Below are 16,937 nucleotides of genomic sequence, written 5' to 3' on the forward strand. Positions count from 1 at the left end.
ATGAAGGCCTCCGGCCCCAGGACCCCCGTATCAGACCCCATGACTTACAACCCTGAGAGGGATTGACGCATAGTGCTCGACGTCAACTTCTTCGATGAGCTCCGGATCGGTCTGGCCACCGCTGACGACATCCGTCAGTGGAGCCACGGCGAGGTCAAGAAGCCAGAGACCATCAACTACCGCACCCTCAAGCCCGAAAAGGACGGACTCTTCTGCGAGAAGATCTTCGGTCCGACCAGGGACTGGGAGTGCTACTGCGGTAAGTACAAGCGTGTCCGCTTCAAGGGCATCATCTGTGAGCGCTGCGGCGTCGAGGTCACTCGCGCCAAGGTGCGTCGTGAGCGGATGGGCCACATTGAGCTGGCCGCGCCCGTCACCCACATCTGGTACTTCAAGGGCGTCCCGTCGCGCCTCGGCTACCTGCTCGACCTCGCCCCGAAGGACCTCGAGAAGGTCATCTACTTCGCGGCGTACATGATCACGTACGTCGACGACGAGCGTCGCACCCGCGACCTGCCCTCGCTGGAGGCGCACGTCTCCGTCGAGCGTCAGCAGGTCGAGAACCGTCGCGACTCCGACCTGGAGGCCCGCGCCAAGAAGCTCGAGACCGACCTGGCCGAGCTCGAGGCCGAGGGCGCCAAGGCCGACGTACGCCGCAAGGTGCGCGAAGGTGCCGAGCGTGAGATGAAGCAGCTGCGTGACCGTGCGCAGCGCGAGATCGACCGTCTCGACGAGGTGTGGACCCGGTTCAAGAACCTCAAGGTCCAGGACCTCGAGGGCGACGAGCTCCTCTACCGCGAGCTGCGTGACCGCTTCGGCACGTACTTCGACGGTTCGATGGGTGCCGCGGCGCTGCAGAAGCGCCTGGAGTCCTTCGACCTGGACGAAGAGGCCGAGCGGCTTCGCGAGATCATCCGTACCGGCAAGGGTCAGAAGAAGACCCGTGCGCTGAAGCGGCTGAAGGTCGTGTCTGCCTTCCTGCAGACCTCCAACAGCCCCAAGGGCATGGTCCTCGACTGCGTGCCGGTCATCCCGCCGGACCTGCGTCCGATGGTGCAGCTGGACGGTGGCCGCTTCGCGACCTCCGACCTGAACGACCTGTACCGCCGCGTGATCAACCGCAACAACCGTCTGAAGCGACTCCTTGACCTCGGCGCCCCCGAGATCATCGTGAACAACGAGAAGCGCATGCTTCAGGAGGCCGTCGACGCGCTGTTCGACAACGGTCGTCGTGGCCGTCCGGTCACCGGTCCGGGTAACCGCCCGCTGAAGTCCCTGAGCGACATGCTCAAGGGCAAGCAGGGTCGTTTCCGTCAGAACCTGCTCGGTAAGCGTGTGGACTACTCCGCGCGTTCCGTGATCGTCGTCGGTCCGCAGCTGAAGCTGCACCAGTGTGGTCTGCCGAAGGCGATGGCCCTGGAGCTCTTCAAGCCGTTCGTGATGAAGCGGCTCGTGGACCTGAACCACGCGCAGAACATCAAGAGCGCCAAGCGCATGGTCGAGCGCGGCCGCACGGTCGTGTACGACGTCCTGGAAGAGGTCATCGCCGAGCACCCGGTTCTGCTGAACCGTGCGCCGACGCTGCACCGCCTCGGCATCCAGGCCTTCGAGCCGCAGCTGGTCGAGGGCAAGGCCATCCAGATCCACCCGCTCGTCTGCACCGCGTTCAACGCGGACTTCGACGGTGACCAGATGGCCGTGCACCTGCCGCTCTCCGCGGAGGCGCAGGCCGAGGCCCGCATCCTGATGCTGTCCTCGAACAACATCCTGAAGCCGGCCGACGGTCGTCCCGTCACCATGCCGACCCAGGACATGGTTCTTGGTCTGTTCTTCCTCACCACCGACGGTGAGCTGCGTGACGTCAAGGGCGAGGGCCGGTCCTTCGGCTCCACGGCCGAGGCGATCATGGCGTTCGACGCCGGCGAGCTCGCGCTCCAGTCGGCCGTCGACATCCGCTTCCCGGTGGGCACCATCCCGCCGCGTGGCTGGGTGCCGCCGGTGCGCGAAGAGGGCGAGCCGGAGTGGCAGCAGGGTGACACCTTCCGCCTCCGTACGACTCTGGGCCGCGCGCTCTTCAACGAGCTGCTGCCCGAGGACTACCCGTTCGTCGACTACTCGGTCGGCAAGAAGCAGCTCTCCGAGATCGTCAACGACCTCGCCGAGCGCTACCCCAAGGTCATCGTGGCGGCGACGCTCGACAACCTGAAGGCGGCCGGCTTCTTCTGGGCGACCCGCTCCGGCGTCACCGTGGCCATCTCCGACATCGTCGTTCCCGAGGCGAAGGTCGAGATCGTCAAGGGCTACGAGGCGCAGGACGAGAAGGTCCAGAAGCAGTACGAGCGCGGTCTGATCACCAAGGACGAGCGCACGCAGGAGCTCATCGCGATCTGGACCAAGGCGACCAACGAGGTTGCCGAGGCGATGAACGCGAACTTCCCGAAGACGAACCCCATCTTCATGATGGTCGACTCGGGTGCCCGAGGAAACATGATGCAGATGCGTCAGATCGCGGGTATGCGTGGTCTGGTGTCGAACGCGAAGAACGAGACCATCCCGCGTCCGATCAAGGCCTCGTTCCGTGAGGGCCTGTCGGTGCTGGAGTACTTCATCTCCACGCACGGTGCCCGTAAGGGTCTGGCCGACACCGCCCTGCGTACCGCCGACTCGGGTTACCTGACCCGTCGTCTGGTGGACGTCTCGCAGGACGTCATCATCCGCGAGGAGGACTGCGGCACCGACCGCGGCCTCAAGCTGCACATCGCGGAGCGGGACGCGGCCGGTGTGCTGCGCAAGGCGGACAACGTCGAGACCAGCGTGTACGCACGTGCGCTGGCCGAGGACATCGTCGTCGACGGTGTGGTGCTGGCCCCGGCCAACACCGACCTGGGCGACGTCCTCATCGACGAGCTCGTCAAGCACGGCATCGAGGAGGTCAAGACCCGCTCGGTCCTGACCTGCGAGTCCGCCGTCGGCACCTGCGCCATGTGCTACGGCCGTTCGCTGGCCACCGGCAAGCTGGTCGACATCGGTGAGGCGGTCGGCATCATCGCCGCCCAGTCCATCGGTGAGCCCGGTACCCAGCTGACGATGCGTACCTTCCACACCGGTGGTGTGGCCGGTGACGACATCACCCAGGGTCTGCCCCGTGTCGTCGAGCTCTTCGAGGCTCGTACGCCCAAGGGTGTCGCCCCGATCTCGGAGGCGGCCGGCCGCATCCGTATCGAGGAGACCGAGAAGACCAAGAAGATCGTCGTCACCCCGGACGACGGCAGCGACGAGACGGCGTTCCCGATCTCGAAGCGTGCCAAGGTCATGGTGCGTGAGGGTGACCACGTCGAGGTCGGCCAGAAGCTGACCTTCGGTGCCACCAACCCGCACGACGTGCTGCGGATCCTCGGTCAGCGCGCGGTCCAGGTCCACCTGGTCGGCGAAGTCCAGAAGGTCTACAACTCGCAGGGTGTGTCGATCCACGACAAGCACATCGAGATCATCATCCGGCAGATGCTGCGCCGTGTGACGATCATCGAGTCGGGCGACGCGGAGCTGCTGCCCGGCGAGCTGGTCGAGCGTTCGAAGTTCGAGACCGAGAACCGTCGTGTGGTCCAGGAAGGCGGCCACCCGGCCTCCGGCCGTCCGCAGCTGATGGGTATCACCAAGGCCTCGCTCGCCACCGAGTCGTGGCTGTCGGCGGCGTCCTTCCAGGAGACGACCAGGGTTCTGACGGACGCGGCGATCAACGCCAAGTCCGACTCCCTGATCGGCCTCAAGGAGAACGTCATCATCGGTAAGCTCATCCCGGCCGGTACGGGTCTGTCCCGCTACCGCAACATCCGGGTCGAGCCGACCGAGGAAGCCAAGGCCGCGATGTACTCGGCCGTCGGCTACGACGACATCGACTACTCGCCGTTCGGCACGGGCTCCGGCCAGGCCGTTCCGCTGGAGGACTACGACTACGGTCCGTACAACCAGTAAGGCGTACGTCTGCTGAAGGGCGGCCACCCCGTTTCGTACGGGGTGGCCGCCCTTCGGCGTTTCTCCCGCTTCTCCTAGGGCCTGTCCGGCGGATCATGCCGGAGACGCGGGGCTTGGTGCGCCGATCTGCGGCGTTGTCGTCGGTTGCCGACTCCCCCACTCTCGGCTTCGCTCGAGCGGGGGGACCCCCATCGCGTCGTCGCCCTCCTCCGCCTTGCAGCTCGACGCACCAAGCCCCGCTCACCTGCGTCAATGAGGCACCGCCGATTTCCTCCGACCTGATCCGCCGGACAGGCCCTAGCGGCCGGTCAGTTCCACGACGGCGATGCCGGCGGTGGCGAGGGCGGCGAGGACGCCGACGCTGGCGAGGGGCCAGCGGGAGCGCTCCAGCGAGTCCAACCTCTGTTCGTGGTCGGCGAGTTGCTTGTCGGTCTGGTCGCTGCGCTGCACCAGCAGGGCCAGCGAGCCGTCGACGCGGGCGAAGCCGGCCTCGACGGTTCCGCGCAGGCGTTCCAGTTCGAGTGCGACATCGCGCTGTTCCGGGGGCGTCATCCGTCACCCCCGGTGTCCGTGCGCAGCCAGGCCGGCAGCCGGGCCTGGACGCCGGGTACGGCCATGACCCGGGTCACGCCCGCGGCGACGGCGAGGGCGCCGGCCACCCAGGGGAGCGTCCTGGGGATGCCGGCGGCGTCGACGACCGTCGGCAGCAGGACACACAGGCCGGCAGCGGTCTGGACGACGGTGCGGAGGGTTTTCTTGGCGGCCTCTGACATGGGGTCTCCTTTCCTCAGGGCTCAGGAGCTGTACGGGACCTTCAGCGCGGCCCAGGACTTCGCGCCCGGCCAGCCGTCGGCGGCGGTGCCCGTGTAGCCGAGCTTGCGCTGCCACTTGGCGTAGCTGAGGCGGTCGGCCCCGGTCCACTGCGGGCCCGGTCCCTTCTCGTACGCGGAGCAGCCGGCGGCGACGAGGCGCTTCCCCATGGCCGTGACGATCGGGGACCTGGGGTTCTTCTTGAACCAGGCGGTACCGGGGTAGGGCTGGTACCTCGGGGTGTCCGAGGCGGTGGAGCCGCTGGAACCCGCGGAGGTCGCGGGCTTCGTGCCGAGTCTGGTGGCGATCCGGGTGCGCATGCCCGCCATCGAGAAGGTCGGGTCGATCTTCCGGGTCGTCCACTCCTTGTGACCGATGACGCGGTCGGCGTCCCAGCCGTGCGCCCGGCAGACGGCGGCGGCGACCTTCTCCACGGCCGTGAGCTGGGCATCCGGGTAGGGGTCGCGGCCGTTGCCGAGGTTCTCGATCTCGAAGCCGTAGAAGTGGGCGTTGCCGTCGACGGCGTCGGCGCCGGGCCTGGACGGGAGCGCGGTGTCGTTGCGTACGGCGTCGTAGACCGCCTTCGAGCCGAGGCCCGCGTGGTTGGTGCGGCCGTAGCCGACCAGGTGGACCGTGCCGTCCTTGGCGATGACCGCGACGCACAGCGGGCCCGGCAGGTCGGAACGGCCGGTGCGGCAGAGGGTGACGCTGTTGGTGCCGGCGGTGTGGTGCAGCATCACGCCCTGGGCGGGGCCCCAGGAGCCGACGCCGTTGCGGTTGTGGGTGGACCAGGTGCCGTGCTCGGTGACGGTGACGCCTTCGGCGCGCAGGGCGGCGCGGAAGGCGGCGGCGGACAGGGGCGTGGGCATGCTTGGGACTCCTTCGGCTTCGGACAGGCAATGCGGACGGGTGGGTTCGGACAGGCGAAAGCCCCGCGCCGCCACCTGTGGAGAAGTGGCGGCGCGGGGCTCGGGCGGTGCGGGGGTGGGGCTAGAGAACCGGGTCGACCCGGATGAACATCGTGTCGAAGGTGGCGGTGTTGGCCGCGGTGGCCGACCAGAAGCACGGCACGGCGTTGTAGACCGTTCCCGCGGCGAGTCCCGTCACCAGGAACTGGGTCGAACAGGACGACCTGTTGGTGCTGTTGACGACGACGGCCCGGTCGGCGGAGGGCGCGAGGGCGACCGAGTTGTCCGAGGCCTTGTAGACGGTGGCGGACATGTAGGAGCCGTACGCCGCCGAGCTGTACATGTAAGCGCCCAGGGTCACGATCACCTGACCGGTCGGCGGGGCGGTGAACGCGGCGGTGACGGCGGTGGTCGCGGAATCGGTCAGGATCTCCACCGCTGTGGTGGAGGCAGTGGTGCCCAGATTGTTGTTGATCTTGAAGACGGGTACGGGAGCGACCGGCGCCCACACCGTGCCGGTGTAGTGCGTCAACTGTCCGGGGGTGGTCAGCCAGGCGACCATGCCAGCCACGGGCGTGGTGACCGCGGCATCCCGCAGGGCGGCGGTGCCGAAGCGCATGACCGTCCGGCCGTCGATCGCCTCGGCCATCGACTGGAAGTGCAGCGGCAGGTTCGCGGTGTCGGTGGACTGGGGGTAGGGGAGGGCGTTGAGGGGCGTGTAGGCGGTCATGCGGTCTCCGTTCCGGATGCGCCGGTGTCGGTGTCGGTATCGGTCCCCGCGTCGGGGTCCTCATCCGTGGCCGGGGGGACGGCGGCCGTGTCCTCCGCCGCGGTGCCGATGGAGACGGAGGGCACGGTGGCCTCCGCCGTGCCGCCTTCCGGCGTCTCCGGCTCCTCCGGCGTCTCCTCCTCCGGCTCCGTCACCACCACCGTCACCTCGGCGGGCACGGCGGTGAACGGCTCCGTGACCAGGTAGTCGGCGAGCCCGCTGGTGACGGCCGCGGTGAGCTGGGCCAGCTGCTCGTCGTCCAGGGTGACCGGCACCGCTTCCGTCGTGCTCTCAGACATACGCCGACTCCTTGATCTCGCCCCAGGTGAACCCGGAGGCGGTGAGCGCGGCCAGGGTCGGGAAGGCCGACCGCACCGCGGAATAGAGGGACAGGGTCACGGCGGCAGGATCCGCCGCGGCATCGGGAGTCAGCCCGAGGTCGGCAGGTGTGCCGTTGGTCTGCGTGCCGCGAAGGGTCAGCGTCTGCTGTACGCCGCCGTCGGCGGACTCCGACGTACTGATGCCGACGACCCAGGCCAGGGTGTTCAGCCGCGTGCCCGAGGTGTCGGTCAGCTGCACCACGTCCCCGAGCTGGATGCGCGGGTCGTACAGCACCTGCACGTCGCCGATGACCGGCACGGGGTACAACCCGGCGTTGTACAACGCGTCCGCGATGGCCTGGGCGGAGGCCAGGTCCTGGATCCAGTCGGTGGTCTCGCCGGTGTGCTCCTGGCGCCCGTAGTACCTCTCGCTCGCGGTCCCCGCCACGTACGCCGTCGCCGACCGGTCCACGGGATCCGCCTTCGGCTTCAGCGTCATCAGGTAGACGGACGGAGTGCCGTCCTTCTTCGCCGTGTAGAGGATCTGCGAGGTGCGGTTGGTGAACCGCACCACCAGGTAGCCGTCCTCACGACGGGTCAGGACGTCGACCGCGCCCTTGACCGCCGTGGTGCCGGCCTTGCTGGTGGCGAAGCGGACCTGGGTGCCGTCGGTGACGACCGAGTCGTCGTCGGTGCCCGGCGGCCCGATGTCGAACTCCTCCTCCGCCATCACGTACGACACGGTCAGCGTGCCGTTCGCCGGTACGGTCCGCACCACCGTGTCGGTGTAGGTCGTGCCCGCGTCGACCCCGAAGTTCTCGAAGACCTTCGCGGGCTGGACGACGTAGTTGCGGCAGGCGTCGATCTCCTCGGTGAGGGTGAGTGAGGCGATCTCCCGCACCGAGGTGAGGGCGAGGTCCGCTTCCGTGGGCGTGGTGCGGAAGCGGGTGTGGTTGCGCCAGCGGAAGATGCCGCGCTCGTCGAACTCGGCGGTCGACATGGCGGCCTTGGCGATCTGGCCGATGACCTCCCACTGCGATCCGGACACCCGGGGCACCGCGTGCAGCGGCAGGATCGCGTCGTCGAGTTCGGCGGCCTTGGTCCAGGTGCCGGTCTGCGTGAACGCCGATCCCGACGGGAAGGCGCTCAGCCCGCTGGTGAGCTGTACGCCCTCCACGGCCACGCCGGTGATGAGTTTCAGCTCGCGCAGTTCGGCGACGGTCTGGATGCCGTACGCATGGGTGATCAGGTACGGCGCCCACTCCAGGACCGTGCCGTCCGGGCCGATCAGCCGGGGCTGCACGGTCGGATAGACGGTGTTGCCGGTGCTCGCGCAGTCGAAGAAGGCGCCGATGTGCCAGACGCCCTTGAGAGCCTGCAGGGCGGGCCAGTCCATGTAGACGTTCAGGAACTCGTCGCCGGTCGTGCCCGAGCCCATCTGGACCCGGCCGGTGGCGAAGTTGACGTTCAGCGTGAGGGTGCCGGTGGTGCCGCCGGTGCGGTCCAGGACCAGTTCCATACGGAACGTGTCGTCCGAGCCGATGGCGCTGTTCACCCGGGCCTCGACGAGCAGCCGGCTGCCGGGCACGGTCACCCGGGAGCGCGGGAACCAGCTTGCCGTGACCGTGCTGCCCATGACGGGCTGCGGCAGCAGGGCCATCTCGTGCGGGGCACCCTCCCGTGTCCAGGTGTAGTCGGCCGGGTCCGGCAGGGCTTCCGGCTGGCCGTACGACGTGGCGAAGCCGCCGTGCAGGGAGGCGTGGACGAGGGTGAGCGGCTGCCCCGCGACGAACTCCGGGTAGCGGGGCGGCGGCGCGGAGTGGATGCTGGCCTGCCGCAGCAGCTCGTCCACGCACCAGGTGGCGGAGGCGACCGGACGGCCGAGGCGGAAACCGGCGTACGGCTTCGGCAGCAGCGCAGGACCGCGCAGCCGTTCGGCGCCGTCCAGGGCGGTGATCTGCACGCTGTCCGAACCGGCCTGCGCGGAACGGGATCTGACGGTGCCCCGGAAAGCGGGCAGGGTCGTCGTACCGACTCCGCCCTGGTGCACCACGGACTGCCCGGGGCGAGCGATGTCGCCGGTGCCGCGGAGCGCCCAGGGGGCGTACAGCTCGGGCGCCGACACCCCTCCCGTACCGGACAGCTGGACCTGGAGCTGGGCCGCGGACGAACCGGAGAACGCCCGCATCGCGGCGGGCAGGTCGGTCGCGTACGACCGCTCCACCTGCCACGACTGCACCTGAGCGGAGACGTCCTTGCCGCCAAGTCGGGTGGTGTGTGCGGTGGTTCGTTCGCCGGCTGTGAGTGCGGCCTCGGTGCTGTCGTCAGCCTGCTGCACTGGACACCTCCACGAGGTCGAGGCCGATGTTGCGGTAGGGGAGCGGGCGGCCGGGGGTGTCGCTGTAGTTGGTGACGGACATCGGGGGCAGGCCGTCGCCCGGGATGCCGCTCGCCGCCGTACCGCCGTAGGTGAAGCAGGCGTCGGCGAGGGAGTAGCTGCCGGCGGTGCCCGGCTTCGCGGTCGGGGTGGCGTACGCGGCGGTCGCCGGGGCGGTCCCGGAGACGAGCGCGCCGGTGGCGACCAGGGAACTGATGTAGGTGCCGTCGGACTTCTTGAAGTCGACGCCGACGCTGACGGTGCCGAGCGCGGCGATCGCGGCGGGGGCGCGGAAGGACACCTGGAGGCCGGGGGTGACCGGGAAGTTGCCGACGGTGCCGACGCAGCGCCACGCGACGGAGCTGGCGGTGTCGGCGGCCGTGAAGAGGAAGGTGCCGGGTGCGGTGGTGCTTTCGGCGACCGTTCCGGTGGTCGCCGACTTGAACCACTGGGTGAGACCGGTGATCCCGGTGGCCCCGGCGACTCCGAGGCCTGCGGCCTGGGCGGGGCTCAGGACGTTGCCGGCGGCGGGGTCGACGACGAACACCGGACCCGGTCCATCGATGCGGCGGGCGATGCGGTCCAGGGCGCGGGCGTGCGCCGGGGAGAGCAGGTCCCAGGTCAGCTTGACGCGGCGGACGGGGGCGAGGTTGCGGGTGAGGGTGACCCGGCCGCCGAGCGACTTGAACTCGCTGATGCCGAGGTCGGCGGTGCGGTCGAAGGACTTGGCGACCTGGTCGATCTCGGTCATGGAGCCGGGCGGGCCGATCCAGAGGTTTCCCATGAGGACTCCTGGGGTGGGCGGCGATTACGGGCATGAAAAAAGCCGACGGGGCGTGAGCCGTCGACTGAGAGGTGAGGCGGGCCGGGGTGGACCACCGAGGTGGGTCGGGCTGAACTACCGCCGGGCGAGCTGCCGTTGTCCCAGGAACACGGCGCGGGCGATCTCCTGCGAGTCGACCTGTACGACGACGGGGCGTGCGGCCAGCGCTTCGACGGCGGCGGCGAGCCGGTGCGTTCCGCTCCCGGAACCCATCATCCGTTCGAGCTTGTTGAGCGGGATGACGGCCTCGTGCTCACCGGCCTCGCCGACGAGGGCGAGGGTGCCGCCGGTGCGGGCCCTGACGACGCCGCCCTCGGCGAGCTTGGGGATGTTGGGGATCCGCGGGATGTTGAGGGCGAACTGCCTGCCGCCCCAGACCGGTACCCAGTCCGGGATGCTGATCTTGAGCCTGTTGAGTGCCGAGATGCTCATGTTCAGGACGTCGATCAGTGTCCTGGGCAGCAAGGTGTAGGCGTTCGCCAGGCCCTTGAGTAGGGGTACGAGCATGTCGCGCGCGCTCTTCGCACCGCTGGTGATGCCCTTCCACGCACTCGTCAGGCCCTTCGTGAGCAGCTTGCCCACCTTGTCCATGTTCACGAACTGCAGGATCAGCGGCGCGAGAAGCGTCATGATCAGCCCGAAGGGGTTGGCCGACATGGCGAGGTTGAGCCCCTTCTGCGCGACGGAAGCCCCCTTGAGCCCCTTCCCCAGGCTCCCCATGGACTTCCCGCCGGCATCGGCGTTCTTTCCGGCCTTCCCGACGGACTTCTCCACGGCGTCGGCCTGCGACTTGACGTTCTTCAGCTCACCGTGGGCGCCCTTGGCCGCGCCCTTCAACTTGTCCAGGGCGGTCTTGAGTTTGTCGGATCCGGTTCTGGCTTTTCCGAGGCCACCGTCGGCGTTCGTCGCGGCCGCCTTGATCTTGCCGATACCGTCACCGCTCTGGGTGGCGGAGGTCTTCAGCTTGCCGAGGGCGGTGTTGAACTGGCCGGTTGAATTCTTGACCTTTCCGACTGCGTTTTCGGCGCTGGTCGATGCGTTCTTGAGCTTCGAGAGCGGCTCGGCCGCGCTGTTGGCTCCGCGCTGCAGTCCGGTCATGCTGGAGGCCGACTGGCTCAGTGACCGCCTGAGACCGCCAAGGCTTGAATTTACCTGCTGAATTGCCTTCTTGAGGCTCATGGTTCGCCCTTTCGGTCAGATCCCGCCCAGGGAACTGATGAGATCGCTGACTCGGTTGTCGATGACTTCGAACTCGTCGGCTATTTCTTCCAGGCTCGACTGGTTTTCACGGCGGACGCGGTCGACTTTGTCTTCTACGTTTCGTGCTTTGTCCATGGCCCGCCCGGCCTGGTTGCGTACATCGGTGATACTCGCGCGCAGTTGCTCCGGAAGGAGATTGCGTGAACGGAGGCTGGATTCCTCCTTGCGCTTCTCGAGTTCGGCGATGGGGTCGAAGAAGGTGTGTTCCAGCTTGATGCCGGTGACTTCGGCGTTGAGCCCGTTGGCGGCCAGCGCCGCACCGTTCGCCTCGGCCTTGGCGCCGGACACTTCGAGTTGCTTGATGTACTCCCTTCTTACGATGTCCTCGGTCCAGGCCTTCCAACTGCCGCGCAGGCTCGTCCATTCACGCTTCATGATCGCGATGATCTGGGCTTCGTCCTCCTCTTGGGGCTTCGTCATTCCCGTCACTTTCCCTTCCTTCGCTGAAACCCGATGATGGAAAACAGGAAGGGTGTGTTCGCATTACTCTGCAAACACACCCCTGGGCGCGCTGTCCGATACAGTTTGTGCTGGTGGGTCAAGTTGCCGAAATTCGCCACTTCCCGTCGGCGGACACAGTGACGTATCCATGCTGCGGAAGTCGCAGAGTTCCCTTTTGGTTGGCGGCGGATGTGTGGCGTATCAGTTGCGTACTGCCATTTGCCGGGGTGTAGATGAGTGTCCCCGGGACGTCGATGAAATCATAGTGCAGTACGGGTGCGTACTCGTAGTAGGGTTTCGGATCGAAATAACCGAAGGTTTCGGCTCCGGCACTCTCGAAATCTTTTGTGGGGAGCTTCGGGAGAGCGTCCTGCCCTACGATTCGCAGCCTCCATCGACTGAATCCGCCCGCACCCTCACGGTAAACTATGCGCCGGACGGAAATGGCGTCACAGTTTGCGGGTAGTACAACGTGAGAGGTGCCGCGCCGGTGAATTTCGGTGATCGACGATTGGGCCCGCTGGTGGTGTGACCCGGCATGGATGGCCACGAGGTCGAAATTCGACGTCATGCCTCCACGGAACTCAAGAAGAAGAGGCTTTCCGGTGCCACCCCCAGGAACCTGAATGGTCTGGTCGCGCCAGCCCGACCAGACTCCGCCATTCCCCTCGCCCATTACCCTCCCCTTTCACGCGCCGCATGACATTCGGGCAAATGATCGCACGGCGCGCGGGCGCTCGACATCCGATCCGCTCGCCGGCCGGCCGGACTGCCGAGCCGCTACGAAGGCGTGTCGCCCGGCGGTACCGGAGGGCGGGGTGGGGTGGGTGGTGAGGACTGCTTCTGGCGGGGGAAGGGCAGGACGTTCGCCTGGCGGTCCCGGGTGGCGCGGGCTTCCTCGCCGCGGCGCTCCTCGTGTTCCACGCAGTCGCGCCAGCCCTGCCCGTACGCCGTGAACTCCCGGCCTTCGATCTCGTCCCGCGTCGTGATCACCAGGTCCGCCGGAAGGGCGTACCCCAGTTGTCCGGTCAGCACCTGCCGTACCTCGGCGGTACCGAGATGTTCGCCGCCGCCCCGCGCCGTCCCGTCGTCGTCCTTGGTCACGCAACCCCACCCCTCCACGCCGGCCGAGTTCCCGGCCGGCGACCGCACCATCGTCTCTCTACTGGACCCTTGATTCGAACGTTTGAGCGATAACTCTTCGAGAGGATACATGAGCCACCTGTGAGCGGCAGCGGAGAAAGCGGAGATACCAGACCGGTCAGGCCACCTCGTACGTCCCGTTGACCCGGATGAAGCTGCCGTTCGCGAAGGCGGTACCGAACAGTCCGCCGCTGCCGATCTGGGAGATCGCGGAGGACGTGGTCGCGCCGTGGCCCCACAGGGTGTACGTGGTGGACCCGCTGCTGGCCGAGGGCTGGCAGGTGATCAGTCCGCGGCCTCCTCCGCTGAGCGCCATTCCGTTGAACTGGATCAGGCCGCCTGTCGGCCCTGTGACGATGGGCAGGCTCAAGGAGTAGCCGCCGCTCCCATAGGTCGTCGTGGACCCGAACGCGGCGAAGGCCGTGAAGTGGCAGACCTTGCCGACCACCGCGTACCTGCCGGTGAGCGTGCCGTCGCCGATCGCCGGGTTCGTCGTGGCGGCTGTCCATACCGGGGTGTACGAGTTCCAGGCGCCGAGGGCGATCCAGGCCGATCCGGTGTAGTAGCTGAGTGTGCCGGGTGTGGTGAGCCAGGCGACCATGCCGGCCACCGGGGTGGGAACGGCGGTGTCGCGCGCGGCGGCCGTGGCGTACCGCAGGACCGTGCGGGCGTCGATGCCCTCGGCGAGGGACTGGAGGTGGAAGGGGAGGTCGGCGGTGTCCGTGGGCGCCGGGTAGGGCAGGCCGTTGAGTGGGGTGTAGTAGGTCACGGGTGCAGTCCAACTCCTCGATAGGGAAAGGGTGTTACGCGAAGAACTGGGCGAGTTCGGCGGCGCCGGGGTTGTCCGCCGGCCGGGTGTCCGGCGGCGCTGCTGAAGGCCCGTCCGCGGGGGACTGATCACGAAGCCCCGGGCGCGGCACCGGCTTCGGGTACTCCAGCGGGCCCTCGTCCTCGTCCCGGTTCACCGTCGCGAACATCCAGTTCGCCTCGGCGAGTTGGTCGACGACCGAGGCCAGCAGGTAGTCGGTGACCGACCACTGGGCCGCCTCGTCGTGGATGTCGTGCAGGGTCGCGCTGTCGCGTGGCAGGTGCTTGACCAGCACCGCGAGCCGGCGGGAGGAGAGCCGGCCGCGGTGCCAGTCGAGCAGGTCCACGCCGTAGTGGCGGAGCAGGTCCGCTTCAAGGGCCTCGGCGTGTTCGTCCACGAACTCGCCGAGGCTCAGCCTTCCCCCAGGCCGAGCCCGGTCTCCTTGCCGTACGCCTCCAGGATCGCGGCGATGTCCTGCATCGTGACCTCGTGACGGTCGAAGCGGGCGAACTGGGCCTCGCCCATGAGCGCGCGCAGCAGGCCGTCCACGTCGTTGTCGTCCAGGTCGCGCAGCGTGCGCGCGGTCTTGCGGGTCATCTCGGTCGGGAGCGTGAAGGTGTCTTCGTCGATGGTGAAGGACCAGGCGCGGCCGAGCGCCTCCTGACGCTGGGCGCGCGCGGCGCCGACGTCGAAACTTGCCATGAAGTAACTCCTGGGGATGGAAGGGCAGATGGGGGCGGCAGGGCCGGGGGAGAGATCCCCGGCCCTGCCCAGGGGGTGGATCAGGAGGCGGTGCTGTACGCCGGGTCCTTCATCAGGAAGGTCGCCAGCGGCTTGGTGCTGTCGACCGAGAGCGCGGTGAAGGTGACGCCGAGCTTGATGGAGGCGGTGCGGGTGAGCGACAGTTCCTCGGTGTCGGTGACCTGGCCACGCGCGACGATGAAGCGGTACGTGATGGCCGAGCCGTCGGTGAACTCGATGCCCAGGGCCTTCTCGTTGAACTTCGGCTCGGAGGACAGGTCGTACTTGTAGATCCCGGAGCTGGCGGCCGTCTCCGCGGTGGCGTCGCCGCCCATGAAGAAGGGGAGCGTGTCTTCGTTGAGCTGGAGCATCTGGAACTTCAGGGTCAGGTCGCGGTCCGAGTAGATGAAGCGGGCCGGGGAGACCGACTGCCAGGTCTCGACCGGGTCGAGCTTGTCCTTCTTCGACAGCTTGATCCCGTCCACCGAGGTGTAACCGAGGTCCTTCCACCCGGCCGCCCAGGCGGTGGTGACGTCGGTCGGCGCGGTCGTGCCGACCGGGGCGACCAGGATGCGACCGGCTCCGGCGACGCGGATCTCGCTGGCGTTGTTGCCTGCCATGGGTAACTCCTTTTAAGGGGTGGCGCGTTGATGCGCGCCTGGGTGTGGGTGGGTGTGGATATGGCGAAGGCCCCGCCGGCTGGCAGGGCCCGATCAGGGGGAGCGCGGGTAGGGACGCTCGGGTGGTGGAGCGCTCGGTGGCCGGGCGCTCAGGCAGCGGGCCGGATGTGCAGCCGCACCGTGGAGAGGTAGCGGTTGGCGGCCGACCGGTTCCAGTCGGGCAGCCAGCGCGGGCCGTCGGCTTCGACGACATCGGACACGTACGCCGTTCCGTACGTCGTGCCGCGCAGCGCGAGCAGCGCCGAGCGGACCGTGAGGGCGAGAGTGTGGGCACTCGTCTTGCTCGGGCCGTACACCTCGAAGTCGACGAGGGGCTGGTCCAGATGCTGGTCGTCGATCCAGGCCCCGCCGGAACGGGAGACCAGGACGACCTGCTGGGTGCCGTCGAATCCGGCGGGCGGGACGTTGTCCACCGTCGCGGAGGCGAGTTCGGTGCGGTCGGTCAGGAAGTCGACGACGAGTCGTTCGACATCCGGGAAGGTGACCGTCGGATCGGCCAAGGTTCGGCCTCCCTTCGTGAAGGGGCGGGCGGGTTGTCGCGTACGAACGTGAGAAGCCCTGCGGCTTTGCGGCTCCACGCGAAACGGCGGGGCCGGCACCCGGTGTCGGGCGCAGCTCCGCCGCTGCACCAACTGTGACACGTTGCGAGCGCGCGCGCAACCAGTCATTTTCTGAGGCACATGAAAGCGCCGGAGACGGCAGTTGCCCCGCCGCACCGGAGGGTGCGACGGGGCAACAGGGGGAGCAGGGCGGTCAGTTGTGAGGGGTACGCCGTCCTCGTACGTGCGTGGCCCGCTCCGCGGCGAACACCTCCTCGAGTCTGAAGAGATGCGTACGGCCCTGGCGTCCGGCCGCCGTGAGGTGACCCAGCTGAACCCACTTGCGTACGGTCGCGGGCGCCACCCCCGCCTCGGCGGCCGCCGCCGCCCCCGTCACCAGGGTCGGCCCCGACGGCATCGGCATGACCCCCGGCATCACGCGACCTCCGCTTCGTCGGAGTCGTCCACGAGTGAGGTGATCTCGTTCGCATCGGCACCCGATTCCGCCGCGAGTTGCGCCCAGCCGGTCTCGGCCCAGCTGTGCCGGTGGGCAGGGTTGGCGGCGCAGGCGCAGCCGTCGTCCGTGCAGCGGCAGCCGGGGTTGACGCACAGCACCGTGCGCCAGGCGGGGAAGGCGCGCAGGGACACCGAATCGCACCACGGGCAGCGGCCGCTCACCCGTACCAACGTCTCCGGGTCGCCGAGCGCCCGGCCGCAACGGCGAGCCATCCGGCGGCATTCGTCGAGGACGTGCCGGGCGAGTACGGGGTGCCCGGCCGCCACCTCGTCGAGCAGCGCGGCGATTCGCCGCAGCCGCTCCGGGACGGTGGCGCGGGTGGCGCGCCCGAGGCGGAGCTTCTCCCGGACGGCCTCTTCGAGTTCGACGACACCGTCGGTGATGTCCCGTATGGCGTCGGACACATGGAGTCTGACCGGGGCCGCACCCGCGCCGAGCGGAGCGATGCCGTGCTGCTCGTTGTGCAGCGCGTCGGCCCGGTCGGCGCGGTCGCGCTCGGCCAGGGCCTGGAGCGCGGCGGGTCCCGGCGGAGTGCGGGAGTGGGTGGTCGTACCCGGGCGGCCGGGGACGAGTTCGTCCAGCAGGTCGGGGAACTGGCGCAGCAGGATGTCGATCCAGCGGGCGGCGCGGGTGGTGTGCTGGGCGGCGAGGCCAGTCGTCATGGCGGGCGCGCTCCAATCCGTGAACAGGCGTCAACAAGCAGGCGTGAGTGCGAGGTAGGGGGTGAGAAGTCGTGCGGGCAGGACGGATCCAAGGCCCAGAACCACAGAGACGGGTGAGGCAGATGTTGTTGCGAGCTCGCACACAGCTTGGCATGTTGCGAGCACGC

Annotated in this window: 18 protein-coding genes; 1 reads left to right on the forward strand and 17 read right to left on the reverse strand. The window is 68.4% G+C overall.

The features are described 5' to 3' along the window. Positions 1 to 72 precede the first annotated feature (72 nt). Positions 73 to 3,972 (forward strand): DNA-directed RNA polymerase subunit beta', encoded by a 3,900-nt coding sequence (locus tag OG219_RS28815; protein WP_266831270.1) that lies wholly within the window; start codon positions 73 to 75, stop codon positions 3,970 to 3,972. 297 nt (positions 3,973 to 4,269) lie between these two features. Here OG219_RS28815 and OG219_RS28820 read toward each other — a convergent pair whose 3' ends face one another. The 17 genes from OG219_RS28820 to OG219_RS28900 all read right to left on the reverse strand — a co-directional run bounded on the left by OG219_RS28820 (position 4,270) and on the right by OG219_RS28900 (position 16,770). Continuing rightward, positions 4,270 to 4,524, reverse strand: coding sequence for a hypothetical protein (locus tag OG219_RS28820; RefSeq protein ID WP_266831272.1), 255 nt, complete (start codon positions 4,522 to 4,524; stop codon positions 4,270 to 4,272). Further along, positions 4,521 to 4,745, reverse strand: coding sequence for a hypothetical protein (locus OG219_RS28825; protein ID WP_266831274.1), 225 nt, complete (start codon positions 4,743 to 4,745; stop codon positions 4,521 to 4,523). Before OG219_RS28825 ends, OG219_RS28820 begins: the two co-directional genes overlap by 4 nt. Positions 4,746 to 4,766: 21 nt before the next feature. Next, positions 4,767 to 5,651 (reverse strand): peptidoglycan-binding protein, encoded by an 885-nt coding sequence (locus tag OG219_RS28830; protein WP_266831276.1) that lies wholly within the window; start codon positions 5,649 to 5,651, stop codon positions 4,767 to 4,769. Positions 5,652 to 5,772: 121 nt separating this feature from the next. Then, positions 5,773 to 6,420, reverse strand: a complete 648-nt coding sequence (locus OG219_RS28835) for a hypothetical protein (RefSeq protein WP_266831278.1) — start codon at positions 6,418 to 6,420, stop codon at positions 5,773 to 5,775. Further along, on the reverse strand, positions 6,417 to 6,758 hold the full coding sequence (locus OG219_RS28840) for a hypothetical protein (protein WP_266831280.1): 342 nt from the start codon (positions 6,756 to 6,758) through the stop codon (positions 6,417 to 6,419). Before OG219_RS28840 ends, OG219_RS28835 begins: the two co-directional genes overlap by 4 nt. Then, the gene (locus OG219_RS28845) at positions 6,751 to 9,117 is read right to left on the reverse strand and encodes a hypothetical protein (RefSeq protein ID WP_266831282.1); all 2,367 of its coding nucleotides are present in this window, start codon (positions 9,115 to 9,117) and stop codon (positions 6,751 to 6,753) included. Before OG219_RS28845 ends, OG219_RS28840 begins: the two co-directional genes overlap by 8 nt. Then, complete coding sequence (locus tag OG219_RS28850) at positions 9,104 to 9,940, reverse strand: hypothetical protein (protein ID WP_266831284.1); 837 nt, start codon at positions 9,938 to 9,940, stop codon at positions 9,104 to 9,106. Before OG219_RS28850 ends, OG219_RS28845 begins: the two co-directional genes overlap by 14 nt. 114 nt (positions 9,941 to 10,054) lie before the next feature. Further along, positions 10,055 to 11,077, reverse strand: a complete 1,023-nt coding sequence (locus OG219_RS28855) for a hypothetical protein (RefSeq protein ID WP_266831286.1) — start codon at positions 11,075 to 11,077, stop codon at positions 10,055 to 10,057. A gap of 96 nt (positions 11,078 to 11,173) precedes the next feature. Further along, positions 11,174 to 11,668, reverse strand: coding sequence for a hypothetical protein (locus OG219_RS28860; RefSeq protein WP_266831288.1), 495 nt, complete (start codon positions 11,666 to 11,668; stop codon positions 11,174 to 11,176). A gap of 792 nt (positions 11,669 to 12,460) precedes the next feature. Next, on the reverse strand, positions 12,461 to 12,784 hold the full coding sequence (locus tag OG219_RS28865; RefSeq protein WP_266831290.1) for a hypothetical protein: 324 nt from the start codon (positions 12,782 to 12,784) through the stop codon (positions 12,461 to 12,463). A 157-nt stretch (positions 12,785 to 12,941) separates the two neighbouring features. Next, the gene (locus OG219_RS28870) at positions 12,942 to 13,592 is read right to left on the reverse strand and encodes a hypothetical protein (RefSeq protein WP_266831292.1); all 651 of its coding nucleotides are present in this window, start codon (positions 13,590 to 13,592) and stop codon (positions 12,942 to 12,944) included. A gap of 34 nt (positions 13,593 to 13,626) precedes the next feature. After that, on the reverse strand, positions 13,627 to 13,977 hold the full coding sequence (locus OG219_RS28875) for a hypothetical protein (RefSeq protein WP_266836264.1): 351 nt from the start codon (positions 13,975 to 13,977) through the stop codon (positions 13,627 to 13,629). Between the two features lie 65 nt (positions 13,978 to 14,042). Beyond that, complete coding sequence (locus OG219_RS28880; RefSeq protein WP_266831294.1) at positions 14,043 to 14,333, reverse strand: hypothetical protein; 291 nt, start codon at positions 14,331 to 14,333, stop codon at positions 14,043 to 14,045. 80 nt (positions 14,334 to 14,413) lie between these two features. After that, positions 14,414 to 14,992 (reverse strand): phage tail protein, encoded by a 579-nt coding sequence (locus OG219_RS28885; RefSeq protein WP_266831296.1) that lies wholly within the window; start codon positions 14,990 to 14,992, stop codon positions 14,414 to 14,416. A gap of 149 nt (positions 14,993 to 15,141) precedes the next feature. After that, the gene (locus OG219_RS28890; protein ID WP_266831298.1) at positions 15,142 to 15,552 is read right to left on the reverse strand and encodes a hypothetical protein; all 411 of its coding nucleotides are present in this window, start codon (positions 15,550 to 15,552) and stop codon (positions 15,142 to 15,144) included. Positions 15,553 to 15,805: 253 nt separating this feature from the next. Further along, positions 15,806 to 16,015 carry a hypothetical protein gene (locus OG219_RS28895; RefSeq protein ID WP_266831300.1) on the reverse strand — a complete coding sequence of 70 codons (210 nt, stop codon included), beginning with the start codon at positions 16,013 to 16,015 and terminating at the stop codon, positions 15,806 to 15,808. Between the two features lie 11 nt (positions 16,016 to 16,026). Beyond that, complete coding sequence (locus tag OG219_RS28900; RefSeq protein ID WP_266831302.1) at positions 16,027 to 16,770, reverse strand: hypothetical protein; 744 nt, start codon at positions 16,768 to 16,770, stop codon at positions 16,027 to 16,029. Between the last annotated feature and the right edge of the window lie 167 nt (positions 16,771 to 16,937).

This window comes from Streptomyces sp. NBC_00038 (assembly GCF_026343635.1).
Classification (GTDB): domain Bacteria; phylum Actinomycetota; class Actinomycetes; order Streptomycetales; family Streptomycetaceae; genus Streptomyces.